Below are 1142 nucleotides of genomic sequence, written 5' to 3'. Positions count from 1 at the left end.
GCGCCCCCCCCTTCGGTCACCCACACCTCTGCGTTCCCGGGTGCTCTGGCGCCTCCGCGCGTTTTGTCCGGCCACGGCTCCCCGGATCCGCCGACGGGGTGTCAGCCGCCCAGTGCCGCCAGGACCACCGTCTTCGCCTCCTCCTGCACCTGGGCGAGATGGCCGGGCCCGAGGAACGACTCGGCGTAGATCTTGTACACGTCCTCGGTGCCCGAAGGGCGCGCCGCGAACCAGGCGTTGGCGGTCGTCACCTTGATGCCGCCGATGGGGGCGCCGTTGCCCGGGGCCTCGGCGAGGACGGCGGTGACCTCCTCGCCCGCCAGGGTCCGCGCGGTGACCTGTGCCGGGGAGAGCTTCGCGAGGAGCGCCTTCTCCTCGCGGGAGGCGGGTGCGTCGATGCGCGCGTACGCGGGTTCGCCGAAGCGGGCCGTGAGTTCGGCGTAGTGCTCGGACGGGGTCCTGTCGGTGACGGCCGTGATCTCGGAGGCGAGCAGGGCCAGGAGAATGCCGTCCTTGTCCGTCGTCCACACCGAGCCGTCCCGGCGCAGGAACGAGGCGCCGGCCGACTCCTCGCCGCCGAAGCCGATCGACCCGTCGAGCAGTCCGTCCACGAACCACTTGAATCCCACGGGCACTTCGACGAGTTCACGGCCGAGGTCGGCGGCGACACGGTCGATCATCGACGACGACACCAGGGTCTTGCCGATCCCCGTGCCGGCCGGCCACTGCTCACGGTGGGTGAAGAGGTAGGAGATGGCGACGGCGAGATAGTGATTCGGGTTCATCAGGCCCGCGTCCGGTGTGACGATGCCGTGACGGTCGGCGTCGGCGTCGTTGCCCGTGGCGATGCGGAAGCGGTCGCGCTGCTCGATGAGCGAGGCCATCGCGTACGGCGACGAGCAGTCCATCCGGATCCGGCCGTCCCAGTCCAGGGTCATGAACCGCCAGGTGGGGTCGGCGTTCGGATTGACCACCGTCAGGTCGATCCCGTGCCGTTCGGCGATACGGCCCCAGTAGGCGACGGACGCCCCGCCGAGCGGGTGGGGGCCGATACGCCGCCCGGCCCGGCGGGTGGGGGCGCGGGGCCGGACCCGCCGCGGGTGGGGGGGGGGTGGGGGCGGGGTGGGGTGGACCCGCGGTGG

The 1142-nt window shown here is 72.3% G+C and carries 1 pseudogene; it reads right to left on the bottom strand.

What is annotated here, in order from left to right:
- Positions 1 to 101 precede the first annotated feature (101 nt).
- Positions 102 to 1142 (bottom strand): annotated as a pseudogene (locus tag ACFW2E_RS23305) (phosphoglucomutase, alpha-D-glucose phosphate-specific); the annotation flags it as partial.

Origin of the sequence: Streptomyces sp. NPDC058964, from assembly GCF_042741275.1 — a bacterium.
Lineage (GTDB): Bacteria > Actinomycetota > Actinomycetes > Streptomycetales > Streptomycetaceae > Streptomyces.
This window is presented reverse-complemented; position numbering and strand designations above follow the sequence as displayed.